This window comes from Nitrogeniibacter aestuarii, from assembly GCF_017309585.1.
Classification (GTDB): domain Bacteria; phylum Pseudomonadota; class Gammaproteobacteria; order Burkholderiales; family Rhodocyclaceae; genus Nitrogeniibacter; species Nitrogeniibacter aestuarii.
In genome coordinates this window covers 3,779,458-3,805,108 of the sequence record NZ_CP071321.1, presented here as the reverse complement: position 1 = coordinate 3,805,108, position 25,651 = coordinate 3,779,458, and the positions used below count along the sequence as shown (strand labels likewise).

Below are 25,651 nucleotides of genomic sequence, written 5' to 3'. Positions count from 1 at the left end.
CTGCCCCCATAGACAGGCGGGCGCGAAGATAACTTACATCGTTGCCAACATTTCGGCACGGGCGCCGAGCCGGTAGAATGCAGCGGTCTTGCCCAATGGAAGCCCGCATTCATGAATCCCACCGGATTCCTTGCCGTCGGTGTCGGCGCGGCTCTCGGCGCCTGGATTCGCTGGTGGCTGGGAGTGCGCCTCAATCCCGTCTTCATCTCGTTGCCGCTCGGCACGCTGGTGGCCAACCTGCTGGGCGGCTACCTGATCGGGATTGCCGTGGCCTATTTTGCCCACCAGACGGCCTTGCCGCCCGAGGTGCGCTGGTTCATCGTCACGGGTTTTCTCGGCGCGCTGACCACATTTTCGAGCTTTTCGGCCGAAGTGGTGACCATGATCGGTGCGGCGCAGTATGCCTGGGCACTGATCACCGCCGCCGCCCACTTGTTCGGCTCCCTGCTCATGACCGGGCTGGGCATTTATACCTTCCAGCTGATTCGCGCCTGATTTCCTGACCGTGTCCGACGTCCGTTCCCTCATCGACCAGTGCATGGTGGCCGATCGCCACCGCTTTCTTCGCGCGCTCGGGCGCCTGAAGCCCGTGCCGCCTGCGCTCGACGCATTGCCGGAGAAGCTGCGCGAACAGATCAAGGCGTCCATGGCGCGATTCGAGGCGCGCGCCAGGGCCGTGCCCACGCCGACCTATCCGGAAGAACTGCCGGTCAGCGCGCAGCGCGAGCTGATTCTGGAGACGCTGCAGGCGCATCAGGTGGTGATCATCTGCGGCGAGACCGGTTCGGGCAAAACCACCCAGCTGCCCAAGATGTGTCTCGAGCTGGGCCGTGGCATTGGCGGGCTCATCGGGCACACGCAGCCCCGGCGAATTGCCGCGCGAAGCACGGCGGAACGCATCGCCGAAGAGCTGAACAGCCCGCTTGGACAGGCGGTGGGCTACAAGATCCGCTTCACCGACCGCCTGAGCCCGACGAGTCATATCAAGCTCATGACGGACGGCATCCTGCTCGCCGAGACCCTGGGCGACCGGTATCTGAATGCCTACGACACACTCATCATCGACGAGGCGCATGAGCGCAGCCTGAACATCGACTTCCTGCTCGGTTACCTCAAGCGCCTGCTGCCCAGGCGACCGGATCTGAAAGTGATCATCACCTCGGCCACCATCGACGCCGAACGTTTTGCGAATCACTTTGCCGACCGGGCGGGCAAGCCGGCGCCGGTGATCGAGGTGTCCGGCCGGCTGTATCCGATCGAAGTGCGCTACCGGCCCGACGAAGACGCCACCAAGACCAAGCGCAACCAGGACACGTGGGAAGGGCTGGTGGATGCGGTGGACGAGGCGCAGCGCGAAGGGCCGGGCGACATCCTCGTCTTCCTGCCTGGCGAGCGCGAGATCCGCGAATCCGCCGAGGCCTTGCGCAAGGCGCACCATGTGGCCGATACCGAAATTCTGCCGCTCTTTGCCCGTCAGTCGGCGCAGGAGCAGAGCCGGGTGTTCAGCCGCTCCAAGGGGCGACGCGTAGTGCTGGCCACCAACGTGGCCGAAACCTCGCTGACGGTGCCGGGCATCCGCTATGTGATCGACACCGGCCTGGCGCGGGTCAAGCGTTATTCGGTGCGCAACAAGGTCGAGCAGCTGCAGATCGAGCCGGTGGCCCAGAGCGCGGCGCGTCAGCGGGCCGGCCGTTGCGGCCGTGTGTCCGACGGCATCTGCATCCGCCTGTACGCGGAAGATGAATTCAACCGCCGGCCTTCGCACACCGATCCGGAAATCCTGCGCTCGTCGCTGGCCGCCGTCATTCTGCGCATGAGTTCGCTCGGGTTGGGCGAGGTGGATCAGTTCCCCTTTCTCGATCAACCCACGCCCCGTGCGGTGGCCGATGGCTATCAGCTGCTGCAGGAGCTGGGCGCCATGGATGAGGACAACCAGCTCACCGACCGCGGTCGCGAGCTGGCGAAGCTGCCGATCGACCCCAAGATCGGGCGCATGATTCTGGCCGCACGCGACCAAGGCTGCCTGAACGAGGTGCTGGTGATCGCCGCCGCGCTGTCGGTGCAGGACCCGCGCGACCGCCCGCAGGCGCAGGCCGGCACGGCCGACCAGAAACACGCCTTGTTCCGCGGCAGCGAGAATGACCAGAAATCGGAATTCCTCTGGTACTGGAATGCCTGGAAAGCCTTTGAAGAGGTGCAGCGCCACCAGAGCAGCAACAAGCAGCGCCAGTGGTGCAAGGAGCACTTCCTGTCGCCGCTGCGCATGCGCGAGTGGCGTGACATTCACGCCCAGCTGCACACCCTGTGTGCCGAGCACGGCTGGAGGGAAAACAGCATCCCGGCGCGCTACGAGGCCATTCACAAGGCCCTGCTGACGGGCTTGCTCGGCCACCTGGGCTGCCGGGTGGAAGAAGAAAAGCCGAGCCCGGGCCAGCCCGCCGGTGCTTACCACGGCGCTCGCGGGATCAAGTTCTGGCCGCACCCGGGCTCGACCCTGTCGAAGAAGGCGGGCAAGTGGATTGTCTGTGCCGAGCTGATCGACACCACGCGCCTGTTCGGCCGCTGCATCGCGCGGGTGCAGCCCGAATGGCTCGAAGAGGTGGGCGCGCATCTGATCAAGCGTCATGTGTTCGATCCGCACTGGTCGAAGCAGGCCGGCAGCGTGCGGGCCTGGGAGCGCGGCACGCTGCATGGCGTGGTGCTCTATGCGCGCCGTCCGGTCGCCTATCGGGAGTTCGATCCGGCCGAGAGCCGACGCATCTTCATCCGCGAGGGTCTGGTACCGGGAGAGGTGGATGCGGGCGTGCTCAGACACATGGGCTTTCTCAAACACAACCGCCGTCTCGTGGCGGATATCGAGCGCCTGGAGCACAAGGCCCGCCGACCGGACGTGCTGGTGGACGAGGCGCTGATCGAAGCCTTTTACGACGCCAAGATTCCCGAGGACGTGACCGATCTGGCCAGCTTCGAAAAGTGGCGCAAGCAGGCGGAGAAAACGGACCCGAAACTGCTCTACCTGGATCGCGAGCAGCTCATGCGTCACGAGGCCGAGGGCATCACCACCGAGCGCTTCCCGGCGCACATGAGCGTGTTTGGTCAGCGGCTCAAGCTCGACTACGTCCATGCGCCGGGCGAGGCCGACGATGGGGTGACGCTGACCGTGCCGGTGGCCATGCTCAACCAGGTGCCGGCCCATCGCTGTGAATGGCTGGTGCCCGGCCTGCTCGAAGAGAAGGTCAACGGCCTGCTGCGCACCGTGCCGCAGAAACATCGTCACCGGCTGCAGCCCATGGCCGACAGCGTGACCGCGTTTCTGGATGCGGTCGAGCAGGGCGAGTGGACGCCGGATCAGCCCTTGCTCAAGGTCTTGCAGCAATTCGTGGAGGAGCGGGTGCAGCTGAAACTGCCGCTCGAATCCTTCCGCCCGGAGAACCTCAATCCGCATTGCTTCATGAACTTCCGGGTCATGGACCCGCACGGCCGGATCATGGGGCAGTCGCGCAATCTGGCGGAGCTGCGCGGGCGATTCCAGAAGCAGATTGCCGCCGCGTTCGAGGCGGCGCTCGAAACCGCAGAAGTGATCCCGTCGGACGAGGCGCCCGCCCAGAACAAGGCCGAGGCGCCCGAGGCGGAGACCGCGGTGTCCGAATACGCCGGGCTCACCGACTGGAGCTTTGGCGAGCTGCCCGAACTCATCTCGCTCAAGGTCGGCCACCGGGAGATCATCGGATTCCCTGCGCTGCATGACGATGGCGAGACCGTATCGCTGCGCCCTTACGACACGCCGGAAGAGGCCGAGCGCGTCCATCGCATCGGCATGGCGCGGCTGTTTGCCCTGCGTCTGAAGGATCAGGTCAAGGCGCTGCATCGCATGAGTGGCTTGCGCGATGTCGCCCTGCGCTACGCGACGCTGGGCAGCGAGCAGGAGCTGAAGGATCAGCTGGTGAGCGCGACGCTCGGGCGCACCTGCGTGATCGACCCGCTACCGACCGACGCTGCCAGCTTCGAGCAGCGCACCGAGCAGGCCAAGCCACGCATCATGCTGGTGGGGCAGGAGTTGCTCAAGCTCACCGACGGCATCCTGACCGAGCGTACCCAGCTGGAGAAGCGGTTGGGCGGATTCAAGGGGCTCGACGCCTTGGTGGACGACATTCGCCGCCAGCTGGATGGGCTGATCGTCAAACGCTTTCTCACGACCGTGCCCTACGAACGACTGAGCCAGTACCCGCGCTATCTGAAAGCGGCCAACCTGCGGCTGGACAAGGTGCGCAACAATCCGGATCGCGACGCCAAACTCACGGCCGACTGGCAGGCGCTTCATCGCGCCTTCGAGCGCGAATGGATCGAGATGAAGCGCACGGGGGCCGACGACCCGTTTCTGGAGGACTTCCGCTGGCTGCTGGAGGAATTGCGCGTCGGCCTGTTCGCCCAGGAGTTGCGCACGCCGATGCCCGTTTCCGTGAAACGCATGGCAAAGATGTGGGAGAGCCGGCCGCGCTGAGGCTCGATTGATTGATGCGGGTCATGTCGTCGGCGGCTGGCTGTGACATTATTACCAAAGTGTTAAGTCTTCCTGCCCTCGAGCTGTCGCCAGACCGAGGTTGTTTCCAGCGTTTTCAGACTGGAGAAATGGATTGAATGCTCGCTTGTCCGAGGTTGGTGCCACACCCGCAGAGCCCTTGACGCATGCGCGACGCAGTGCCGTGCTGGGCGCATCCATCAACTGGTTGTTGCCGGCCACCTTGCTGGTGACGGGCATGAGCCTGCGCCTCGCCGGCGAGCTGACGCCGGTGGTACTCGGGTGCGTCATGCTTGCCGCCGTGATGTTGCGTCCATTGGGCGCCGGCTTGCTGGCCACATTCAATCTCGCGCTTGCCGCCCTTGTGGGGCCGGTTTCTCTTGACGATGCGGCGGCGCTGATGGTGTTCCCGATGGCTATCGGGTTTCTCTCCGAGCGCTGGCACAGCCGGGCGCTGGCGAAACAGAGTTCGGTGCGTCACGTGCTGGGCATCGAGGCGTTTCGCAAGAGTCGCGATGGCATCGTGATGCTCGATGCCGATGCCACGGTGGTCGACGCCAACGAGGCGTTCTGCGCCATGGTCGGCCATGATCGTGACGCCCTCGACGGCGCCAGTGTCATGCTGTGGCAGTCGGAGCGAAGCCTGGCGCAGATGCGCGAGCTGATTCGCTCCGGCCAGATCGAGCAGCACATGACGCGTTTCGAATCCGTGCATCAGCGCAAGGACGGTAGCCGCTATCCGGTCGAGCTCAACGCGCGGGTGATCGACCTGGATGGCGAGCGTTTCGTGATCGGCTTCGTGCGTGACATCAGTGATCGGCGTGCGGGTGATCAGGTCCGTGCCCAGGAGGCCGCCATCATGGCCGGTCTGCTTGAGACCCAGACGCGAGATCTGGTGCGCGCCCGTGAGGTGGTCGCCTCGGTGGCACGGGCCAAGGATTGTTTCCTGGCCAATGTGTCGCACCAGATCCGTACCCCACTGCATGCCATCAAGGCGTTTTCAAGTCTCGGGCTTCGCCTGCCCAACGAACAGCCGGAGCGCATGCGCAGCTACATGGAGCGCATCCACACCAGCGCTGAGGAAATGAACCGATTCGTTGACGATCTCGTGATTCTGAGCAGCCTCAATCCCGAGGCCGCAGCGCAGTGTTTCGAACGTCTCGATATCGGCCTGCTGCTGCAGCAGGCCTGCATGGACATGCACGAACGCTTCACCAGCCAGTCTCTCACGCTTGAGACCGGGATTCTGCTTAAGGGGCGTTTGCGCGCCGATGCGCAACTCATGTCGCGTCTGGTTTCAGCCATGCTCTCCCACGCCTGCGCGCGTGCGCCCGAGGGCTCGACGGTCGAGTTGTCGGCACGTTTTCAGGCCGGCCCGGACGAGCATGGCGCGCAGCCGGGCTGCCTCATTGAAGTGACCGATACCGGGGCCAGGCTCCCGGCCTCCCAGGCCGCACGGGCCTTTGATGCCTACTTTGAGGATGAGCTGATGGATGCCCAGGCCGCGAGCACCGGCCTGTTGCTTGCCATCTGCCGCCAGATCGCGCACTTGCACGGTGGTGTCATGTCGCTCGCGCAGGACGATGGTCGAACGGCCTTGTGTGCCTGGCTGCCGATATCGCAAACCCACGATGGTGACCCGGAAGCGACGGCCTGAATTGTCCGAGTTTCCTGGCTCTGTTCGCGGAACCGCCCGCCGTCCGGCATTGTCTCTTCCCACGCCGCGCTGTTTCGATGCGCGCGCTACAATCGTCGTGCTGAAGCAGGCGCGTCGTGCGTCATACAATCATCATCAGGGAAGACAAGCGTACCCATGAAAGACATCCTGCTGGCCTATGCCCGTGCCGTCAAAAGCCTGACCGAGCGAGGCGTCCTCTGGCATCTGATCTGGCCTTCGCTGGTCGCCGCCGTGATCTGGCTGGGCGTTGGCGTGGCATTCTGGCAACCCATGGTCGATGCGGTCATGGCCTTTATCGGCAGCTGGGACTGGGCCGCCAACCAGATGAGCACCAGCGACCTGGGGGCGGCTTTCGTCCTCGTGATGGTCAAGATTTCGCTCGCTGTGCTGTTCCTGCCGCTGGTGTATGTGACCGCGGCGCTGATCGTGGCCGTCTTTGCGCTGCCGATGATGCTCGAGAAGGTGGCCGTGACCCGCTACTCCGATCTGGAGATGCGCAAGGGCGGCACCGTCTCGGGCAGTGCGTTCAATGCCGTCGTGGCGGTGGTGCTGTTCATACTCGCCATGCTGGTCTCGCTGCCGTTCTGGCTCATCCCCGGTGTCGGACTGGTGGTGTCGCTGATGCTCACGGCCTGGATGAACAAGAAGGCTTTCGGCTACGACGCCCTCATGCTCCACGCCGACAAGGGCGAAATGACCCGTTTGCGCTCGCGCCACAGCGGCGCCATGCTCGGCCTGGGCGTTGGCTGCGCATTGCTGGCCTACGTACCGATCGTCAATCTCTTCGCGCCGGCGTTCTGCGGTCTGGCCTTCGTGCACTATCTGCTCGAAGCGTTGCGACGGGACCGGACGGGCAACCTCTCCAGCCCGAATCACGGCACTTACTGAGGAACACGCATCATGGGTTTCGGCGCCATCATCATCGGTGATGAAATTCTTTCCGGTCGTCGTCAGGACAAGCATCTGACCAAACTGATCGAGTTGTTCTCCGAGCGCGGCCTGAAGCTCAGCTGGGTGCGCTATGTGGGTGATCACCCGTCACTGCTCACGCAGACGCTGCGCGAGAGCTTCGAGACCGGCGACATCGTTTTCAGTTTCGGCGGCATCGGCGCGACACCCGACGATCACACGCGCCAGTGCGCCGCCGCTGCGCTCGATCTGCCTCTGGTCCTGCATCCGCAGGCCGAGCAGATCATTCGCGACAAGTTCGGTGACGAAATTACCGACCATCGTCTGCAAATGGGGGTGTATCCCCAGGGCAGCGACATCATCCCGAATCCCTACAACCAGATTCCCGGGTTCTCGATCCGCCAGCATTTCTTTGTGCCGGGTTTTCCGGTCATGGCTTGGCCGATGGTCGCCTGGGCACTCGATACCCATTACAGACATCTGCATCACGCCGAAGACTATGTCGAGCGTGCGGTCACCGTCTGGGAGGCCTACGAAGGACGTCTGATTGATCTGATGGAGCGTATCTGCGTCGATTACCCCACGGTTACCCTGTTTTCGCTGCCCAGCTTTGCCGAGGGTGATCGCAAGCGCAGTGTGGAACTTGGCGTCAAAGGCGCAAAGGACGAAGTGGCCGCAGCCATGAGCTGCCTGTGCAAGACGCTGTCCGAGCGCGGGTATCACTGGGAAGACAAGTAGTGCCGTCCGGGGTGGTGCCGGTACGGCGCGTCCGGCTGGGCACCCGGCCCGTCGAATATGCGCTGACGCACAGTCGCCGCAAGACCGTGGCACTTCGTGTCGATGATCGTGGGCTGCGGGTGAGCGCCCCCCAGCGCATGTCGCTGAAACGAATCGAGCGATTTCTGGAGGAGCACGCCGACTGGGTGTTGCGCCACCTGGATGCCTGGGCCGAGCGCCCGCGGCCGGCCTCCATTGCGCTTGAGCACGGTGCCTCCTTCCCCTGGCTGGGCCACCCGTGTCGCATCGAGGTCGAACAGGGGCGGTCGGCAGCGCAATGGCGTTTTGACGAGACCGGTGCCGTGCTGATGCTGCGCTGCGCGCGCGGCCAGTCGGTCTATCGGGCTGCCATGAAAGCCATTGGCGCACGCGCGCTGGAGGATTTCGCCATCCGGGTTCGGCGTGACGCACAGCGGCTCGGCGTCGTTGCCCCCCCGGTATTGCTGACCAACGCACGCACCCGCTGGGGCAGTTGCAGTGCCCGGGCGATTCGCCTGAACTGGCGGCTGTGTCTGATGGACCGGGATCTGATCGACTATGTGGTGGCACACGAGGTGGCGCATCTGCGTCATATGGACCATTCGCCGGCCTTCTGGGCGGTGGTCGAGCATGTGTACCCCGGCGCACGCCAGGCGCGTGTCCGGCTCAAAACCGTCGGGCGCACGCTGCCTGAACTGATGGACCCGGAGGCGGTCTGACCGGCTCATTCGAAGGAGAAATTCATGCGTCTTTTGCACACCATGCTGCGTGTCGGCGATCTGGATAAATCGCTGGCGTTCTACACCGAGGTGCTGGGCATGCAGTTGCTGCGCCGGCAAGACTATCCCGAGGGCAAGTTCACCCTGGCTTTTGTCGGCTACGGCCCCGAGGACGAGACCGCCGTACTGGAACTGACCCACAACTGGGATACCAACAGCTACGACCTGGGCAATGGCTATGGCCATATTGCGCTGGCCGTTCCGGATGCCTACGCAGCCTGTGACGCGATCCGCGAGCGCGGCGGGAACGTGGTGAGGGAGGCCGGGCCGATGAAGCACGGCAGCACCGTCATTGCCTTTGTCGAAGACCCCGACGGTTACAAGATCGAATTGATCCAGCGCAGCTGAAAAAACCTCAGGCGTCGGCGCGCTTGCCAAGCTGACGCAGCGCTTCTGCGAATCCGTCGAGTCTGGCGCTGAATCGCGCCAGGGCGTCGGGCAGGGCATCCACGTCGCCGGCTCGGCACAGGGCTTCGACGTGATTTGCCGCGCGCATGGCGGGTTCGGCCGAGAAGTTGGCGATCGCGCCTTTGATGGCATGGGCGGCCGTGTGCAGCTTGGCCAGGTCGCCGCTGTCCTGTGCCGCGCTCAGTTGCGCGCGCATGTCTTCCTCGTCTTCCAGATAGAGCTCGGCGAGCTGGTCGAGCAATTCCCGGTCGTCACCGAGATTGGTCAGCACTGCCCGCAGATCGAAAGCGGGTTGGTCGTCGTCCTGATCAGTCATGGGCAAAGCCTCCGGTTCAACGCCGGCCCCCCGATCGGCCAGGGTCGCCAGCGCCGCAGCCAGTGCGGCCGGCTGGACGGGTTTGGGTACGTAGTCGTCCATGCCGGCGGCCAGGCATCGTTCCCGGTCGCCTTGCATGGCGTGAGCGGTCATGGCGATGATCGGGGTGTATTCGCCCCGTGTCCGCTCCCGCTCGCGGATGATCGCAGTGGCTTCAAAGCCACCCATCTCGGGCATCTGCAAGTCCATCAGAATGGCGTCGAAGCGAGCATTCTCGCAGGCCTGGAGTGCCTCCAGGCCGTTGTTCGCTACGTGTGTGACATGGCCGAGTTTCTCGAGCAGTCTCAGGGCGAGTGTCTGATTGACCTTGTTGTCTTCGACCAGCAGGAGGTTCATCCTCCGGCGCTGCTCACGCAGGCTGTGGCGTGTGATTAAAGGGGTGATGCCATCGGCGCCCAGACTCTGCAAAATGGCGTCGAGCAGATCCGAGGGTTCCACCGGCCGGGTGAGGTAGGCCTGGATGCCAAGCTCACGGCAACGTGCGGCATCGCCACGCTGGCCGGTATTGGCCGTCAGCAGACGCACGGGGGGCAACGCATGGCCACTCTCGTTCAATCGACGATAGAACTCGAAGGCGTTCATGTCGCCGAGATCGGCGTCAATGACGAGTGCCTTGGCCGTCTCTTCTTCCGTCGCTTCCAGCACGGCCGCCAGCGCGCTCCTGCCACTGTCGAACGCCATGGCGTGCATGTGCCAGCTCTCGACCATGGTCGTCAGATGCTGGCGTGCCGCTTCACTGCCCGCGGCCACCAGAACACGCATTTTGCGCAGATCGATGTCGCGGGCGCGGCTGTGTTGCTGTGATTGTGCGCGGTCGAAGCGGGCTGTGAAGCGGAAGATGCTGCCCTTGTCCGGCGTGCTCTCCACCCAGATCCGGCCTTGCATGCCGCTGACCAACTGCGCGCAGATGGCGAGGCCAAGCCCGGTGCCCCCATAGCGGCGGGTTGAGGTTGTGTCCGCCTGGGAAAATGCTTCGAAGATGATCTTTTGCTTGTCCTCGGCGATGCCGATACCGCTGTCCTCGACCGTGAACAGCAATTCGGCTTCACTGGCCCGGCTCTGGGAGAGCCCGACGCGGACGCTGATGTGCCCCTCTTCGGTGAACTTGATGGCGTTCGAAATGAGATTGAGCAAGACCTGGCGCAGCCGGTGGGGGTCGCCGAGGAGTTGATCCGGCACGGTGGGGTCAACGTTCTGCGTGAGCGTGAGCCCCTTCCGCTCGGCCTGATCCTTGAGTGTCTTGTTGGCCAGCGAAACACAGTCGCGCAGGCCGAAGGCAATGTGTTCGAAGTCGAGCTTGCCCGCTTCGATCTTCGAAAAATCCAGAATGTCGTTCAGGACACTCAACAGGGCGTCGGCTGAGCGTTTGACGGTCGAGAGGTATTCACGTTGCTCGTCGTCCAGCTGGGTTTCGAGGGCCAGGTCGGTCATGCCGATGACGGCGTTCATGGGGGTGCGGATCTCGTGGCTCATGTTGGCGAGGAAATCGCTCTTTGCGCGGTTGGCATGCTCGGCGATTTCCTTTGATTCACGGAGGGTCTGTTCAACTTCCTTTCGACGGGTGATATCGCTGGCGGTGCCGGCAAAGCCGGTCAGTGCGCCGTCTTCGCTACGCAATGGGCGGATGAAGATTTCGAACCAGGCAGGCTCTCCGGCGGAGCCTGTCACGCGAATGTCGGTACGTACCCGTTCCGTGCGTCCGGCCGCCAATGGCGCGAGGGCATGGCGCAAGCGCGCGCGCTCCGAGGCCGGCAGCCAGGCAAGGGCGTGACGACCGATCGCATTGTCGATAGGGGCGTTGGTCAGCTGCACCCAGGTCGGGTTGAGGTAACGCCAGTTGAGCGATGCATCGGTTTCGAATACCAGCTCGCTCAGGTTTTCCAGGATGCCGCGAATGCGCGCCTCCTTGGCCTCGAGCGCAGCGGCTGCCGCCTTGCGTTCGCTGATGTCTCGTACATAGGCCGTGAACAGGCGTTTGCCATCGACTTCGACCGGCAGAACCGTGAGTTCGACGGGGAATTCAGTGCCGTCCTTGTGCATGGCCCGAACTTCGATGAGTCGATTGAGGACCTTGGACTCGCCACCGGCCAGGTAGCGCTCCATCCCCTGATCGTGCGCTTCACGCAGTTCGGGCGGGATGATGAACCTGGACAGGGGGGCTTGTTGAACATCGGCGCGACTGAAGCCGAAGGTGCGTTCCGCAGCCGGATTGAACTCGACCACCATGCCCTGTTCGTCGATGGTGATGATGCAATCGAGCGCCGCCTCGGTAATGACACTCTTGCGCGCCTCGCTTTCCTTGAGTGCTGCGCGTTCGTCCCACAGTCGGATGGCCGTCCAGTTCAGCGTGTCCGCCAAGGAGCGCAGCTCGCGGCTGGTGCTCGTGATGTGCAGAAAGTCCGCGGCGTCCGTGCCCATCCGCTCCGAAAAGCGACCGGCCTCGGCCAGATCGACGAACGGGGTGGCGAGCACGCGCTTGAGCATTGCCGCGCCGAGCAGTACCAGCAGCGCACCCCCTGCCATGACCGGGAGCACAAGGGCGAGCGAACTGCCGTGGTCAGACGTATCGACCGTGAGACGGATCCAGCCCAGCGGGGCAATGGGGCCGATGGGCGTCCACACCGTGAATCGATCCCCGTCCGTGATTTCACCGGCGCTCACGGGTTGAGCCGGCATGCCGTGCGCGTCGGCCGACGGCGCTGGGGCGAGTGCCGGTGGCGCCACCGCTGCCAGCGCTTGCCCCTGCCGATCGAGGACCGTCAGCGACATGAGGTGCGGTTGGTTGGCAAACTGGGCCAGCTGCTGTTCAAGCAGCGCCTGATTGGTGGTCGCTGCAGCCTGTTCCGTCATCGCGGCGGCATGAGCGGCGAGCGCGCGCGCATGGGCCTCATGTGCTTCGACAGCGGCGCGGGGAAAGGTGACTGAAAGATAGAGCGTGGCGAGCAGGACGAGGGCCAGGCCCCAGGCCATGAACCACGCGATGATGCGTCGTTCCAGCGAGTCAGGACGCAATGTGTCGAACAGCGACTTCATGGATCAGGCGTCTGCTGCGTCGCGGAAGCGGTTGCGGATCTGCAAGACGCCATTCCAGTCGGACAGCAGGGCATCCACACACATGGGGTCGAAATGGGAGCCGCGCCCCTCGCGCAGGAAGTGTTCGGCGGCTTCGAGTGACCAGGCCGGTTTGTAAGGGCGCGAGGATGTCAGGGCGTCGAACACATCGGCAACCGCCACGATGCGGCCTTCAAGCGGGATGTCTTCGCCCCGCGCGCCATGGGGGTAGCCGCTGCCATCGAACTTTTCATGGTGTGTCAGGGCAATGACGGCCGCCATGCCGATCACGGGCGAACTGGAATCCTTGAGAATGTCGTAGCCGATCAGCGGGTGTCGCTTCATTTGCTCGAATTCCTCGGTCGTGAGCCGCCCGGGCTTCATGAGGATGTGATCGGGAATGCCGAGCTTGCCCACATCGTGCATGGGGGCCGCGAGCAGGATCTTGGTGCAGAAATCCGCTGCCTGCTCAAGTTGGCGGGCGATCAGCGCCGAGTAGTGGGCCATGCGCTGAATGTGGGCACCCGTCTCGGGGTCACGGAATTCGGCAGCGCGGGCCAGACGGGTGACCGTTTCCTCTTCGCGCTGGTGAATGGTGGCCGTCGCCTTGCGAACCTCTCCTTCAAGCTCGGCGGCACGAAGGCGGGTGGACAGATGGGCGCGTCGCAGGGCCAGCATGTTGTGAACGCGTGGCTGAAACTCGTTGCGGTCGACCGGTTTGTTGAGGAAATCCGTTGCCCCTGATTGCAGTGCGTTGTATCGCGTCTGGCGCTCATGATCAGCGGTCACCATGAGAATCGGCACGTCGTCGTGCTCGGCACGCGCGCGGAACTGGCGGATGAATTCGACACCGTCGATGCCCGGCATCATGTAGTCGACAATGATCAGATCGGGCTCATTGGCCTGGCACCAGGCCAGGCCCTCGACCGGATCGACAAACGGGATCGGTTCGCAATCGTGCAGCTTGCTGACGAGCGCCTGCATCAGGGTCAGGTTCAGCGGCGTGTCGTCAACGATGGCGATTTTCATAAACAACTCTTGAAGCGGTATCTTTCAAGCTTAACGGCCGGGATGGCGGTGAGTTGAGTATTACGCTTGGGTGAGCCGCGCTCCTTGGGGAAAGCTCATTTCACCACTTTGATGGGGGTGACCGTCGCCGTCGCCTGAGGGGCGTCGCGCTCGCCGGTCGGGCGCTTCAGGAAACCTGCAAACATCTCGGCGCTCATGGGCTCTGCCATCAGATACCCCTGAACCGTATGGCACTTTTCCTGACGCAGATGTTCGAGCTGGCTGGCGTTTTCCACGCCTTCGGCGCAGGTGTCCATGTGCAGGGAGTTGGCCATGGATATCACCGCTCGCACGATGGCGGTGGCTTCCGGGACGTGAGGGATTTCAGCGACGAATGAGCGATCGATCTTCAGGCAGTCGAAGGGATAGCTGCGCAGGTAGGCGAGTGACGAATAGCCCGTGCCGAAATCGTCGAGCGCAATGCGGATGCCGGCCCGCTTGAGTGTGAGCAACTGGTGCTCAGCCATTTTCGGATCGGTGAGGAAGATGGATTCGGTCAGTTCCAGCTCGACTCGCGAGGCCGGCATGCCCACCAGATAGAGCTTGTGCAGGATGCGGTCGCACAGGCCAGGGTCCATGAACTGAGCAAGCGACAGATTGATGGCGATGCGGATGTCGTCCGGCCAATTGGCCGCCTCCGAGATCGCTTCGTCGATGACCCAGTTACCGATTGCCTCGATCTGGCCAGACTCTTCGGCCACCGTAATGCATTCCTGCGTGTCGATGTAGCCGAGGCGAGGGTGCTTCCAGCGCAGCAAGGCTTCACAACCCGTGATAGCACCATTTGCGAGTGAAAACTGCGGCTGGTACACCAAGTGGAACTCGCTGCGGTTGAGTGCGCCACGCAACTCGTGCTCCAGAAACAGACGGCGGCGGGCGCGAGTGTCCATCTCGTAATCGAAGAAACGAAAGCGCCCCTTGCCCTCGTATTTGGCCGCATACAGGGCGATGTCGGCATTCTTGAGCAGCTGATCACCGCTTTGGCCATCCTTGGGGGCGAGGGCGATCCCGATGCTGGCGCCCACGCGCACGCGCACGCCGTCAATCTCGCACGGGTCGCTGAGGGACTGGATGAGGCGCTCTGCGAGTTCTTCCGCATCTTCGGGGGTCACCGGCCCCAGGCGGATGATCGCGAACTCGTCACCCCCCAGCCGGGCGACCAGGTCGCTGCGACGGGTTCGCCCGAGCAGGCGCTGCGCCACCACCCGCAGCAGACCATCGCCGAAGGAATGTCCCAGCGAGTCGTTCACCGTCTTGAAGTTGTCCAGGTCCAGGCAAAGCAGCAAGGCTTCGCTGGGGCCCAACGGCCCTCCATCTTCGATACCGTCGAGGACCTCCTGAAACCGGTTGCGGTTGGCCAGCCCGGTCAGTCCGTCGAAATGGGCCAGACGGGCGACCTCGCGCTGGGCATTGAGTGATGCCGTCACATCGGTGCCAACGCCACGCCATCCGTTGGGTTTGCCGTCGGCGTCCATGAGCGGCTTGGCGGTCAATGACCACCATCGGGTCTCCCCGCCCAGGATGACCGGGGCGAGCACGTCCCGGAAGGGCTGTGTGCCGGCGAAGCAGCGTTTGAGGCCATCGAGTGCCTGGCGCTCTTCGTGCGCCGCGCGGTCAAGCGTGGCCTCGATCAGATTGAGCAGATGTTCTCCGCGCAGCGCATCCTCGCTGCGCCCGAAAACCGATGCCATGCGCTTCGATACGTGGGTGAGACGTCCGGCGGCGCTCACTTCCCACAGCCAGTCGCTGGCATTTTCTTCGAAATCGCGCAGGAGCAGACCGATCAACTGCTTTTGCTGCTCGCCTTCGGCCTCCGCCTGCAGACGCCCCCGGAAGGTGCGTGCATTGGACAGCACGCTGCCCATCACGATGAAGGTGTACATCACCAACAGGATGGTGAGTTCCACCGCCAGGCTGTGATCCAGCCGCACAAGACCGATGAATGTGCCAAGGGCCATCACACCCACATAGGTCAGCGCGGCCTGAGGGATGGTCGCCAGGGCAAAGCCGCCCGCACACAGCATGCCGACGGCGACAGAGGACAGCATGAGTCTCGACTCGGGCGGTGCCATGGGCAGGAGCAGCATGGGCAGGGTGGTCCACAGCAGGGCGAGCAGTGCCGCGTGCTTGGACGCTTTGGTGAGCGCACGTACAGAGGCGGTTTCAGGCACCTTGCCGCGTTGCCAGGCCAGCCACGACTCCATGCCCACCCCGGCAGCGTAAACCACACACAGGGCCCAGCCCCCCAATAGCAGGGGATTGACCTGATGCCAGAAGGTATAGACGACCACACAGGCGTTGAAGAAATTGGCCAGCATGGTCAGCGGCGTCAGCCGCAATACGGCCTGGATCTGGCGTGCTCGAAAACGTCCGGCCAGCGCCGCGTCGCCGTCGAATGGCGCCAGCGTCTGGCGTACGCTGTCGAGCGACTGCCGGATGTACCGCAACATGCCTTGCTCCCGTGGACTGACCGACCGCTGAAAACAACAGCCGAATGGGTTAGCACTTTACGCCAAGCGCATGCATTTTGGGGAATTGAGGCGCCCGACGGGCAAGGATACCGCGCGAACGCGGCAAGAATCCATGTCGGGTGCGCCCGGGCGCGAGATGAGGATTCAGACGATTGTCTGAAGCGCGCAGGCGAGATTGGTGGGCCCTGCGGGACTCGAACCCGCAACCAAAGGATTATGAGTCCTCTGCTCTAACCAATTGAGCTAAAGGCCCGAAGATGCGGACCGGGCGGTCCGCATCTGGGTCATGGATCAGGAGTCGCTGTCGAGGAAGCTTCGCAGGCGCTCTGACCGGGATGGGTGGCGCAGTTTGCGCAATGCCTTGGCTTCGATCTGGCGGATGCGCTCGCGAGTCACATCGAACTGCTTGCCGACTTCCTCAAGGGTGTGGTCGGTGTTCATTTCGATACCGAAACGCATGCGCAGCACCTTGGCCTCACGGCTGGTGAGCGAGTCGAGAACGTCAGACGTGGCGTCACGCAGATTGGAGTACAGCGCAGCCTCGTTCGGGGCGAGCGTCGAGGTGTCCTCGATGAAATCGCCCAGGTGCGAGTCGTCGTCGTCGCCGATCGGTGTTTCCATGGAGATGGGCTCCTTGGAGATCTTCATGATCTTGCGGATCTTCTCCTCGGGCATGTCCATCTTCTTGGCAAGGGTCGCCGGATCGGGTTCGAGACCGGTTTCCTGGAGGATCTGGCGGCTGATGCGATTCATCTTGTTGATGGTCTCGATCATGTGCACCGGAATCCGGATCGTACGGGCCTGGTCGGCAATCGAGCGGGTGATGGCCTGACGAATCCACCAGGTGGCGTAGGTGGAGAACTTGTAACCACGGCGGTATTCGAATTTATCCACCGCCTTCATCAGACCGATGTTGCCCTCCTGGATCAGATCCAGGAACTGCAGACCACGGTTGGTGTACTTCTTGGCGATGGAGATCACCAGACGCAGGTTGGCCTCGGTCATCTCGCGCTTGGCGCGGCGAGCCTTGGCTTCGCCCGTCGACATGCGCTTGTTGATGTCCTTGAGTTCTTTGAGCGAAATGCCCAGGCGCTCTTCAAGTTCAATCAGCTTCTGCTGGGATTCCATTACCGCCGGATGCACCCGCATCAGGCCTTCGGTGAAGTTCTTGCCCAGGGCGATTTCTTCCTTGAGCCAGTCAAGATTGGTCTCGTGGCCCGGGAAGCGTTTGATGAAGTGGGTGCGCGGCATGCCGGCACGGTCCACGCACAGGCGCAGAATGTCGCGTTCGTGGCTACGCACCTGTTCAACCATGTGGCGCACGGAGTCACACAGGTTTTCAATCATGCGGGCATTGAAGCGCAGGTGCAGCAGGCGATCAGAGATCTGCTTCTGCAATTCCTTGTACTTCGGATCCTGCGAGCCCTTCTTGTCCAGCACCTTCATCTGTTCATGGAACAGTTCCTGAAGGATGGCGAAGTGCTTGAGTCCTTCTTCGCGCAACAGTTTCAGGGAGGCTGCGCCGTCATCGTCGCCACCCGACGATTCGTCGTCGTCATCGTCGCTGTCGTCGTCGCCATCGCTGTCGCCGTCATCGCTGTCGCTGGCGGTGTCGTCGTCATCGGCACTCGATTTCGCGCCGGCGGGAATTTCATCTTCGCCGTCTTCGGGGTTTAGCAGACCGTCGATGATTTCATCGATGCGCATCTCTTCGCGCGCGACCTTGTCGGCCAGTTCGAGCATTTCGGCGATGGTGGTCGGGCAGGCGGAGATGGCCTGAACCATGTGCTTGAGGCCGTCTTCGATCCGCTTGGCGATTTCGATCTCGCCTTCGCGGGTCAGCAGCTCGACCGTGCCCATCTCGCGCATGTACATGCGCACGGGGTCGGTGGTGCGACCGAACTCGGAGTCAACGGAAGACAGTGCCTGCTCGGCTTCCTCTTCCGCGTCGTCGTCGCCGGAGGTGGCGACACTGTCGGACATGAGCAGATCTTCGGCCGACGGTGCTTCATCGTAGACCTTGATGTTCATGTTGTTGAAGGTGGCGATGATCGATTCGATCTGCTCGGCGTCGACGACGTCGTCCGGCAGATGGTCATTGATCTCGGCGTACGTCAGGTAGCCGCGCTCCTTGCCCAGGGCAATCAGGGTTTTGAGCTGCGTGCGACGCACCTCGGCATCTGCCGGCGTCGCCGGCGAACTGGCTGCGGCCAGTACATCGGCGATATTGCCCTTCTTCTTGGCCCGCGATTTGGGCGCGCGGCCAGTGGCGGCATTCTTGCGGGGCTTCTTGGCTTTTTCCTCGGCCATGGTGCTCCTCGGAGTCTTCGAGCGAAGTCGGAAAAACAGAAAATTATATTACGAATCTGAGACTTTGGGTTGCCCGTGTGGGTTCCCTCGTCGTTGCTGGATGAGCTGGGCGTATCGCTTTTGCTCCTCCGGACTCAGACTCGCGGCGCGGGCCTGCAGGGAGGCGAACTCTTCCTGCAGGACTTGGGCATGCATTTTTTCAATCGTGTCGAGAAACAGGGTTTCAACCACGTCATCCGCGATCACTTCATCCGCCTCCTCGACACAGAAGCGGGTGAGCACGGGCTCGTGGGGGGTGTTGCGGAAGTGCTCCAGCAAAGTGCCCAGCCGGGTGTCGTTCCCCAGGTCGCCCACGCTGATGGCATCGATGATGCCCACCAGGGCGCGGCCTTCATCGGACGCATCCGGAATCAGCTCTGCCGGCAATCGAGCCGCCCACGCAGGGTGTCTGACGACAATACGCAGCAGCGTTGTCTCCAGCGGAGACGGTGGGCGACGCGGTCCGCGTGGTCTCTGTGGCGGTGCACCTTTGCGTGACTTGAATTGGGTTGGTGGTGGAGTGATGCCCCATGCCTGCATCAGCTCGGCTTCGCCCAGGGCGCATCGCTGCGCCACGGATTTGACCAGCTGTAATCTCAACATGGGGGCGCCGACCCGCATCACAAGGGGTTGCGCGGCATGGGCGAACTGGGCGCGGCCCTCGGCTGTGCGCATGTCGAGATCGCCCGCCAGTCCGTCGAGCAGGAATTCAGTCAGCGGTGCCGCCTTGTCCGCGAGCGCCCGGAACGTGTCTGCGCCGGCTTCACGAACGAACGAATCCGGATCGTGTTCCTCGGGCAGGAACAGGAAGCCGATCTGTTTGTTGTCGCTCAATGCTTCGAGCGCATTTTCGAGGGCCCGCCAGGCCGCCTTTCTGCCGGCTGCGTCACCGTCGAAGCAGAAGGTCACGCGATCGACCAGCCGGAACAGCTTCTGGATGTGAGTTGCCGTGGTTGCGGTGCCGAGTGTGGCAACGGCGTTCTGCACGCCATGCTGCGCCAGTGCCACCACGTCCATGTAGCCCTCGACCACGATGGCGGTATTCTCGGCCCGAATCGACTGGCGTGCCTGGTACAGGCCGTAGAGCTCGCGGCCTTTTTCGAACAAGGGTGTTTCCGGCGAATTCATGTATTTCGGCTCGCCCTTGTCCAGCACCCGGCCGCCAAATCCAATGACGTTGCCACGCGAATCGAGGATGGGGAACATGATTCGATCGCGAAAACGGTCGTAGCGGCGACCTTGGTCATTCTCGATGACGAGGCCGGCCTCGAGCAGTGCCGGATCGCTGTACTGAGACACGACCTTTTCGAGCGACTGCCAGCCGTCCGGCGCATAACCGATGCCGAAACGTGCGGCAACCTGGCCGGTCAGTCCGCGGGCCTTGAGATAGTCAATGGCCCTGGGTGCGTTCTTTAGTTGTTCCCGATAGAAGCGCGCCGCCTGGCTCATCAGATCTGTCAGTGAGCGGTTGGCCGGCGCATGCTCCCGCTGGCCGTATCGTTTCTCTTCAGGGACTTCAACGCCCAGTTGCCGAGCAAGCTCATGAATGGCTTCCACGTAGCCCAGGCCTGCGTATTCCATCAAGAAGCCAATGGCGCTGCCGTGGGCGCCGCAACCGAAGCAGTGGTAGAACTGTTTCGAGGGGCTCACGGAAAACGATGCCGATTTTTCACCGTGGAAGGGGCAGCAGGCGAAATAGTTCGCGCCCTTTTTCTTGAGCGGTACATGGCGCTCGATCACGTCGACGATGTCGACGCGAGCGAGCAGGTCCTGGATGAAGGACTGTGGAATCACGGCAGATCGGCCGGATTCAACCGGCCAGTGCTTGCTTGACGCGTGCGGAGACGGCGCCCATGTCGGCCTTGCCCGCCAGATCGCCTTTGAGCTTGCCCATCAATTTGCCCATGTCGGCGGGGGCTTTTGCGCCTGTCTCGGCCATGGCCCGTGCGATGGCAGCGTCGATATCGGCTTCGGACATCTGCTCGGGCATGTAGGCCTCAAGAACGGTGATCTCGAAGTTTTCCTTGTCGGCCAGATCGGTGCGGCCGGCGTCGGCGTACTGCTTGGCCGAATCCTTGCGCTGTTTGAGTTGCTTTTCAATCACGGCCGTGACGCCGGCATCGTCCAGCTCGGCCTGGCTGTCCACTTCCTTCTGCTTGATATTGGCAAGCAGGAAGCGCAGGGCCGATAGGCGCTCGCTGTCGCGCGCGCGCATGGCTGCCTTCATGTCGTCCTGGATCTGTACTTTGAGGGACATGGCAAAAACTCCTGACCGTTAAACGCAAAAACCACGACGAGCGCAGCGTTGGCTGCGCCGGTCGTGGCGGGATGACTGGCCTGTTAAGGCTCAGTACATCTTCGGCGGCAGCATCTGGCTGCGCAGGCGCTTGTGATGGCGCTTCACTGCGGCGGCCAGCTTGCGCTTGCGCTCAGCGGTCGGCTTTTCGTAGAACTCGCGGGAACGCAGCTCAGTCAGCGTGCCTGCCTTTTCGATGGTGCGCTTGAAGCGACGGATTGCGACCTCAAACGGCTCGTTTTCTTTAACGCGGATGCCCGGCATTGCCTGTTCCTTCGCCTGAAATTTGGACTGAAAGCCGTGCATTATATTCGTGTACGCAGCAAATGCCAAGTCCACATGCGGGTTTTTTCGAGGCCGTTTGTCTGCCGCGTTAAAATGGCGCGTCATTCAGTGAGGTCGTCATGATTGTTTTGGGGCTGGAGAGTTCTTGCGACGAAACCGGGGTTGCGGTGTACGACACCCAAGCAGGGTTGCGGGCGCACCGGGTGCATTCACAAATTGACCTGCATGCCGCCTATGGTGGCGTGGTGCCCGAGTTGGCGTCCCGAGATCATGTGCGCCGCTTGCCGGCGCTGGTCCGGCAGGTGCTTGATGATGCCGGTCTTGCGCTGGCGGACTTGGATGGTATCGCCTACACCGCCGGGCCGGGGCTGGCAGGGGCCCTCCTGGTGGCGGCCGGTACCGCCGAGGCGATGGCGGCGGCCCTTGGCGTACCCTCACTGCCAATACACCATCTGGAAGGGCATTTGCTCTCCCCTTTGCTTTCTGCCGAACCGCCCGCGTTCCCGTTTGTCGCCCTACTGGTGTCGGGCGGACATACCCAGCTGATGGCTGTGACCGGTGTGGGCGAATACACCTTGCTGGGTGAATCGGTCGACGATGCCGCGGGTGAGGCTTTCGATAAAACCGCAAAGCTCATGGGGCTGCCGTACCCCGGCGGCCCTGCACTGGCTGCGCTGGCTGACAAAGGCGTGGCAGGGCGGGTCAATCTGCCGCGACCGATGATCCACTCGGGTGACCTGAACTTCAGTTTCAGCGGATTGAAGACGGCGGTGATGACGGCGCTCAGAGACGGTCGTCATGCGTCGGAAGATGTGGCGGCGGAGTTTCAGTCGGCCGTGATTGACGTGTTGTCCCGCAAGGCGCGCCAGGCCTTGAAAAACACCGGCATGTCCCGGCTGGTGGTGGCCGGCGGCGTCGGGGCCAACCGAGCCCTGCGCGCGGCGCTCGACGAAATGGCGCGGCGGCGCCAGTGGCGGGTTTTCTACCCTGAACCCGAGCTGTGCACGGACAACGGTGCCATGATTGCGTTTGCCGGGGCGATGCGGTTTGCCGCGGGCGCGAGCGGCCAGACGGACGGTGCTGTCACCGTCAAGCCGCGTTGGCCCCTCGATACGCTCGCAGCGCCTGCGGGCTGAGTCGCCGATTGCCTATTTCTTTCCGATCCGGGGTTCTGTCCCCGCCATCAGGCGTTTGATGTTCGTCAGATGGCGGTAGATCAACAGGGCCGCCATGATGACGCACGCTGCAGTGATGGCGGGTTCGCCGATCAGGAAGTGGGCCATCAGCGGAGCGGCCAGTGATGCCATCAAGGCCGCAAGTGACGAATATTTGAAGATCAGCGCGACCAGTGCCCACACGGCCGCGCACGCCAAGGCCAGCCATCCGCTGAACGCTCCCAATACGCCGATCGCCGTTGCAACGCCTTTGCCACCCTTGAAACCGAGCGTGACCGGATAGACGTGGCCGAGGAATGCAGCCAGTCCCGCCAGGGCAATGGCCAGCGGCGCGGATGAGCCGAAATGCGCCATGATCCAGACGGCCAGCGTGCCTTTGAGGGCATCACCGACCAGTGTCAGGATGGCGGCGGATTTCTTCCCTGAGCGCAACACGTTGGTTGCGCCCGGGTTGCCCGATCCGTAGCTCCTGGGGTCGGCGAGTCCGAACATCTTGCTGCTGAGCACGGCAAATGGCACCGAGCCGATCAGGTAGGCCAAAACGACGAAGACAAGGGTGAGTGTGGTCATCAGAAAATAGCAGGGCGGCTCTGATTGCCCCGTTCAGCTAGAATGCTCGCAATTCTAGTCGGAAGTCTGTATGGATTTCATCTTCATCGAAGAGTTGCGCGTCAAGGCCCGGGTCGGCATTTATCCGCGGGAGCGCGTCGCACCGCAAGTGCTTGAACTGAATCTGACGTTCGGTGTGCCCGATGCAGCGGCCGAGCGTGATGATATCGACGACACGATCGATTATGCCGAGGTGATCAAGCGCATTCGCGAGGACCTGGCCGAGCGCCATTTCAATCTGATCGAAACGCTTGGAGAGCACGTGGTTGCCATGCTTTTTGACGAGTTCGGCGCGCCATGGGTGAAATTGCGCATCGCGAAGATCGGCATCATGAAGGATGTGCGGCGTGTTGGCGTGTTCATTCAGCGCGGCCGCGATGGCCGTGCCATTTTCGATACGGACTGACTCGTCGTTCTCGCAAAAAACAGAAAAGCCGCTGTGACGCGGCTTTTCTGTTTTCAGCAGCGAATGGCGGCTTACTTGACGAGCAATTCGTCCAGGGATTTGCCGTCGGCCAGCCATGCGTCAACCCAGCGCGGCTTGCGACCGCGACCCGTCCAGCCCTGCGTCGGATCTGCCGGATTGCGGTATTTCACCGGAACGCGCTTGCCCTTGGCCGGTGATACCTTGCGCGTGCGCTTGGGCTTCGCACCCTCGGGCTTGGCTTCTGCCAGCACATCGCTCAGTGCAACGCCGTGCTCCGCGGCGATTTTCTTCATTGCTTTGAGCGCTTCTTTCTTGGCGGTGTCGTCGCGTCGCTTCAGCTCGGCTTCGACCTTGCTCTGAAGGCGGCGCAACTCCGCAACGCTCATTTTGTTCAGCTTGATATCCATGTCAGGCCTTTGTTGTTTGATGTCGCTCGATTCGAGCGGTTGGATTCCCGTGACGACGCTCGATGCTCGATCTCGAAAGCATCATTTAAAAAAACGGACGCAGTCAATTGAACGAGAGAGCGCCTTGATTCTGCATTAATACTTTTGGATTATCAACAGGATTTAAAACATATCATTTGTAAAATAATGCATTTGCATAAGTCAGGCGTGCGGCGTTTTCGCGGCATTGATCGTTGTCGGCGAAATGGACTGCATCAGGTCGTGTGCGTGAATGCCGACAAGAAAGCCACGCTTTCCGCCATTAATATAGATGAGCGGCAGATCGAGGATGCTGCGTTCAAGGAAGACGGGCATTGGTTTTCGCAGCCCGAAAGGGGATGTTCCGCCGACCTGATAGCCGGTGTGTTTCTGGGCAACATCGGGTTTGCATGGATGCACGCTGCGGGCGTTGATCTCGGTTGCCAGTGTTTTTACGTTCACGTCCCGGTCTCCGTGCATGAGCACCACCAGGGGTTTGCCCAGTTCGTTTTCCATGACCAGTGTCTTGATGACGGCATGCTCGGGGAGATTGAGTGACTCCGCCGCGACTCGGGTGCCGCCGTGATCCTCGTAAGCGTATAAAAAGGGCGCAAATGCGATCTTGTGCTGTTTTAAAAAACGGGTGGCCGGCGTGTCAGGGTATTTCTCGTTCATGGGTATATTCCTCAGCCGCGCGGGTGATGAATCGCATGTAATTGCTTGAGTCGTGCGCGGGCGACGTGTGTGTATATCTGTGTTGTCGAAATGTCGGCATGGCCGAGTAACAGTTGAACCACGCGCAGATCGGCACCGTGGTTGAGCAGGTGAGTGGCAAAGGCATGGCGCAAGGTGTGCGGGGACAGCTGGTTTTCGGCAATGCCCGCCTGTACGCCGTATCGTTTGATCAGACGCCAGAACATCTGACGGCTCATCGGGCCGCCCTGTCGGGTCACGAAAAGTGCTTCGCTTTGGCGGTGCTCAAGTATCTGCAAGCGCGCGCCCCGGGTGTAATCATCAAGCCAGTCGCAGGCCTGCTGCCCGATCGGGACCAGCCGCTCTTTCGAACCCTTACCCATGACGCGGAGCGCCCCGTCGTTCAGGCTGACCTGGAATGTGCTGAGACCGACCAATTCGCTGACGCGCAAGCCGGTGGCGTAGAGCAACTCGAGCATGGTGCGATCCCGCATGCCGAGCGCGCTCCCGGTGTCCGGTGCATTGAGGAGCGCGTCGACGGCTGACTCGGAGAGGGTTTTTGGGAAGCGATGCCCGGGCAGCGGGGAATCGATCGGCGCACTCGGGTCGTGGGTTACCCGTCCGTCGCGAAGCTGGCGTTGAAAGAAGCGCCGCCATGCCGACAGCAGGCGGCGTTGGCTCGCGGGTTTGGAGCGCTGTGCGAATTCAGCCAGGTAGCGTTGGAGTGATTCGGTCGATGCGCTCAGCAGCGGTGCGCGTTGTTCCTGCTGTAGCCAATGCGCAAACTGCGTCAGATCGCGGCGGTAGGCCTCGATGGAATTGCGCGCCAGGCCGTCCTCCAGCCAGAGGCTGTCGCAGAATGCATCCAGTTCGATCTGATTCTCCTGCGTCAGCGCAGGGCGTGTATCGCTTCGTGCTGCAGGAGCCATTGCTTGGTCTCGATGAGATAGCCCGCACGGTGTCCTGCAAAGCCTCCGAGCGCCTGTCGGGCAACGACGCGATGACACGGGACGAGAATCGGGTAGGGGTTGGCACCGCAGGCCTGCCCGACGGCTTGCGCAGCGCTGTTCAACTGCCGGGCGATTTCACCATACGTCAGTACCTTGCCGATACCGATACCCGAGATGGCCTGCCACACACGCTGCTGAAAGGCAGTCCCGCTGGCGCGCAATGGCAAGTCGAATTCAGTGCATGGCGATTGCAGCCAGTCGCGAAGCTGCGCGACGGCGCGTTCGGCCAGTGCATTCTGTGCCGGCACATAGGGGCTGCCGTGAGGCAGGAATCGGATCTCGTCGATGTGCTGCAGGTCGCACCTGATGCCGAGCGCACCAAACGGTGTCGGGATAACGGCCTGAAAATCCATGGGAGTATTGTGCG

The 25,651-nt window shown here is 62.4% G+C and carries 21 protein-coding genes and 1 tRNA gene; 9 read left to right on the top strand and 13 right to left on the bottom strand.

Annotated features, from left to right (window positions below; genetic code table 11):
* Nucleotides 1-111 precede the first annotated feature (111 nt).
* From crcB to gloA, 7 genes are all read left to right on the top strand, one after another.
* A complete protein-coding gene (crcB, locus tag J0W34_RS17620; RefSeq protein ID WP_227816562.1) occupies nt 112-495 on the top strand; it encodes a fluoride efflux transporter CrcB in 384 nt (127 codons plus the stop codon).
* A 43-nt stretch (nt 496-538) separates the two neighbouring features.
* The gene (hrpA, locus tag J0W34_RS17615) at nt 539-4,501 is read left to right on the top strand and encodes an ATP-dependent RNA helicase HrpA (protein WP_230971697.1); all 3,963 of its coding nucleotides are present in this window, start codon (nt 539-541) and stop codon (nt 4,499-4,501) included.
* A 133-nt stretch (nt 4,502-4,634) separates the two neighbouring features.
* Entirely contained in the window at nt 4,635-6,176 is a 1,542-nt protein-coding gene (locus J0W34_RS17610; protein ID WP_230969649.1) for a sensor histidine kinase, read from the top strand.
* 156 nt (nt 6,177-6,332) lie between these two features.
* Entirely contained in the window at nt 6,333-7,085 is a 753-nt protein-coding gene (locus J0W34_RS17605) for an EI24 domain-containing protein (RefSeq protein WP_230969648.1), read from the top strand.
* A 12-nt stretch (nt 7,086-7,097) separates the two neighbouring features.
* On the top strand, nt 7,098-7,844 hold the full coding sequence (locus J0W34_RS17600) for a competence/damage-inducible protein A (RefSeq protein WP_227816559.1): 747 nt from the start codon (nt 7,098-7,100) through the stop codon (nt 7,842-7,844).
* Complete coding sequence (locus J0W34_RS17595; protein ID WP_230969647.1) at nt 7,844-8,581, top strand: M48 family metallopeptidase; 738 nt, start codon at nt 7,844-7,846, stop codon at nt 8,579-8,581. The genes J0W34_RS17600 and J0W34_RS17595 overlap by 1 nt, the downstream gene beginning before the upstream one ends.
* A 24-nt stretch (nt 8,582-8,605) precedes the next feature.
* Nucleotides 8,606-8,989 carry a lactoylglutathione lyase gene (gloA, locus tag J0W34_RS17590; protein WP_230969646.1) on the top strand — a complete coding sequence of 128 codons (384 nt, stop codon included), beginning with the start codon at nt 8,606-8,608 and terminating at the stop codon, nt 8,987-8,989.
* A gap of 7 nt (nt 8,990-8,996) precedes the next feature.
* Here the strand turns inward: gloA and J0W34_RS17585 are convergent, their stop codons facing one another.
* From J0W34_RS17585 to rpsU, 8 genes are all read right to left on the bottom strand, one after another.
* Complete coding sequence (locus J0W34_RS17585) at nt 8,997-12,458, bottom strand: PAS domain S-box protein (RefSeq protein WP_230969645.1); 3,462 nt, start codon at nt 12,456-12,458, stop codon at nt 8,997-8,999.
* A gap of 3 nt (nt 12,459-12,461) precedes the next feature.
* Complete coding sequence (locus J0W34_RS17580; RefSeq protein WP_227816555.1) at nt 12,462-13,505, bottom strand: HD domain-containing phosphohydrolase; 1,044 nt, start codon at nt 13,503-13,505, stop codon at nt 12,462-12,464.
* A 95-nt stretch (nt 13,506-13,600) separates the two neighbouring features.
* A complete protein-coding gene (locus J0W34_RS17575) occupies nt 13,601-15,994 on the bottom strand; it encodes a putative bifunctional diguanylate cyclase/phosphodiesterase (RefSeq protein WP_230969644.1) in 2,394 nt (797 codons plus the stop codon).
* Nucleotides 15,995-16,191: 197 nt separating this feature from the next.
* A tRNA-Ile gene (locus J0W34_RS17570) sits at nt 16,192-16,268 on the bottom strand.
* Nucleotides 16,269-16,306: 38 nt separating this feature from the next.
* Complete coding sequence (gene rpoD, locus J0W34_RS17565; protein ID WP_227816553.1) at nt 16,307-18,325, bottom strand: RNA polymerase sigma factor RpoD; 2,019 nt, start codon at nt 18,323-18,325, stop codon at nt 16,307-16,309.
* Nucleotides 18,326-18,373: 48 nt separating this feature from the next.
* On the bottom strand, nt 18,374-20,158 hold the full coding sequence (gene dnaG / locus J0W34_RS17560) for a DNA primase (protein WP_230969643.1): 1,785 nt from the start codon (nt 20,156-20,158) through the stop codon (nt 18,374-18,376).
* Nucleotides 20,159-20,174: 16 nt separating this feature from the next.
* Nucleotides 20,175-20,621, bottom strand: coding sequence for a GatB/YqeY domain-containing protein (locus J0W34_RS17555; protein ID WP_230969642.1), 447 nt, complete (start codon nt 20,619-20,621; stop codon nt 20,175-20,177).
* Nucleotides 20,622-20,711: 90 nt separating this feature from the next.
* Nucleotides 20,712-20,924: a 30S ribosomal protein S21 gene (gene rpsU, locus J0W34_RS17550; RefSeq protein WP_173767094.1), complete on the bottom strand. Its 213-nt coding sequence runs from the start codon at nt 20,922-20,924 to the stop codon at nt 20,712-20,714.
* A gap of 140 nt (nt 20,925-21,064) precedes the next feature.
* On the opposite strand from rpsU, the gene tsaD reads away from it, so the two are divergent.
* On the top strand, nt 21,065-22,081 hold the full coding sequence (tsaD, locus tag J0W34_RS17545) for a tRNA (adenosine(37)-N6)-threonylcarbamoyltransferase complex transferase subunit TsaD (protein WP_230969641.1): 1,017 nt from the start codon (nt 21,065-21,067) through the stop codon (nt 22,079-22,081).
* Nucleotides 22,082-22,093: 12 nt separating this feature from the next.
* Here tsaD and plsY read toward each other — a convergent pair whose 3' ends face one another.
* The gene (gene plsY / locus J0W34_RS17540) at nt 22,094-22,690 is read right to left on the bottom strand and encodes a glycerol-3-phosphate 1-O-acyltransferase PlsY (protein WP_230969640.1); all 597 of its coding nucleotides are present in this window, start codon (nt 22,688-22,690) and stop codon (nt 22,094-22,096) included.
* Nucleotides 22,691-22,760: 70 nt separating this feature from the next.
* Here plsY and J0W34_RS17535 point away from each other — a divergent pair, with 70 nt between their 5' ends.
* A complete protein-coding gene (locus tag J0W34_RS17535) occupies nt 22,761-23,135 on the top strand; it encodes a dihydroneopterin aldolase (RefSeq protein ID WP_230969639.1) in 375 nt (124 codons plus the stop codon).
* 71 nt (nt 23,136-23,206) lie between these two features.
* On the opposite strand, the gene J0W34_RS17530 is transcribed toward J0W34_RS17535, so the two are convergent.
* The 4 genes from J0W34_RS17530 to J0W34_RS17515 form a co-directional block, all read right to left on the bottom strand.
* Nucleotides 23,207-23,563: an H-NS histone family protein gene (locus tag J0W34_RS17530; RefSeq protein WP_265332749.1), complete on the bottom strand. Its 357-nt coding sequence runs from the start codon at nt 23,561-23,563 to the stop codon at nt 23,207-23,209.
* Nucleotides 23,564-23,764: 201 nt separating this feature from the next.
* Nucleotides 23,765-24,256 carry an aminoacyl-tRNA deacylase gene (locus J0W34_RS17525; RefSeq protein WP_230969638.1) on the bottom strand — a complete coding sequence of 164 codons (492 nt, stop codon included), beginning with the start codon at nt 24,254-24,256 and terminating at the stop codon, nt 23,765-23,767.
* Nucleotides 24,257-24,267: 11 nt separating this feature from the next.
* Nucleotides 24,268-25,203 (bottom strand): site-specific tyrosine recombinase XerD, encoded by a 936-nt coding sequence (gene xerD / locus J0W34_RS17520; protein WP_230969637.1) that lies wholly within the window; start codon nt 25,201-25,203, stop codon nt 24,268-24,270.
* Nucleotides 25,164-25,637, bottom strand: a complete 474-nt coding sequence (locus J0W34_RS17515; protein ID WP_230969636.1) for a methylated-DNA--[protein]-cysteine S-methyltransferase — start codon at nt 25,635-25,637, stop codon at nt 25,164-25,166. The genes xerD and J0W34_RS17515 overlap by 40 nt, the downstream gene beginning before the upstream one ends.
* Nucleotides 25,638-25,651: the final 14 nt, after the last annotated feature.

Coding starts and splice junctions, on each gene's coding strand:
- J0W34_RS17530 (WP_265332749.1), bottom strand. CDS start 23,563: ATGGATATCAAGCTGAACAAAATGAGCGTTGCGGAGTTGCGCCGCCTT.
- J0W34_RS17555 (WP_230969642.1), bottom strand. CDS start 20,621: ATGTCCCTCAAAGTACAGATCCAGGACGACATGAAGGCAGCCATGCGC.
- rpoD (WP_227816553.1), bottom strand. CDS start 18,325: ATGGCCGAGGAAAAAGCCAAGAAGCCCCGCAAGAATGCCGCCACTGGC.
- xerD (WP_230969637.1), bottom strand. CDS start 25,203: ATGGCTCCTGCAGCACGAAGCGATACACGCCCTGCGCTGACGCAGGAG.
- J0W34_RS17605 (WP_230969648.1), top strand. CDS start 6,333: ATGAAAGACATCCTGCTGGCCTATGCCCGTGCCGTCAAAAGCCTGACC.
- J0W34_RS17575 (WP_230969644.1), bottom strand. CDS start 15,994: ATGTTGCGGTACATCCGGCAGTCGCTCGACAGCGTACGCCAGACGCTG.
- J0W34_RS17580 (WP_227816555.1), bottom strand. CDS start 13,505: ATGAAAATCGCCATCGTTGACGACACGCCGCTGAACCTGACCCTGATG.
- plsY (WP_230969640.1), bottom strand. CDS start 22,690: ATGACCACACTCACCCTTGTCTTCGTCGTTTTGGCCTACCTGATCGGC.
- gloA (WP_230969646.1), top strand. CDS start 8,606: ATGCGTCTTTTGCACACCATGCTGCGTGTCGGCGATCTGGATAAATCG.
- tsaD (WP_230969641.1), top strand. CDS start 21,065: ATGATTGTTTTGGGGCTGGAGAGTTCTTGCGACGAAACCGGGGTTGCG.
- J0W34_RS17525 (WP_230969638.1), bottom strand. CDS start 24,256: ATGAACGAGAAATACCCTGACACGCCGGCCACCCGTTTTTTAAAACAG.
- rpsU (WP_173767094.1), bottom strand. CDS start 20,924: ATGCCGGGCATCCGCGTTAAAGAAAACGAGCCGTTTGAGGTCGCAATC.
- hrpA (WP_230971697.1), top strand. CDS start 539: ATGGTGGCCGATCGCCACCGCTTTCTTCGCGCGCTCGGGCGCCTGAAG.
- J0W34_RS17535 (WP_230969639.1), top strand. CDS start 22,761: ATGGATTTCATCTTCATCGAAGAGTTGCGCGTCAAGGCCCGGGTCGGC.
- J0W34_RS17515 (WP_230969636.1), bottom strand. CDS start 25,637: ATGGATTTTCAGGCCGTTATCCCGACACCGTTTGGTGCGCTCGGCATC.
- J0W34_RS17585 (WP_230969645.1), bottom strand. CDS start 12,458: ATGAAGTCGCTGTTCGACACATTGCGTCCTGACTCGCTGGAACGACGC.
- crcB (WP_227816562.1), top strand. CDS start 112: ATGAATCCCACCGGATTCCTTGCCGTCGGTGTCGGCGCGGCTCTCGGC.
- J0W34_RS17600 (WP_227816559.1), top strand. CDS start 7,098: ATGGGTTTCGGCGCCATCATCATCGGTGATGAAATTCTTTCCGGTCGT.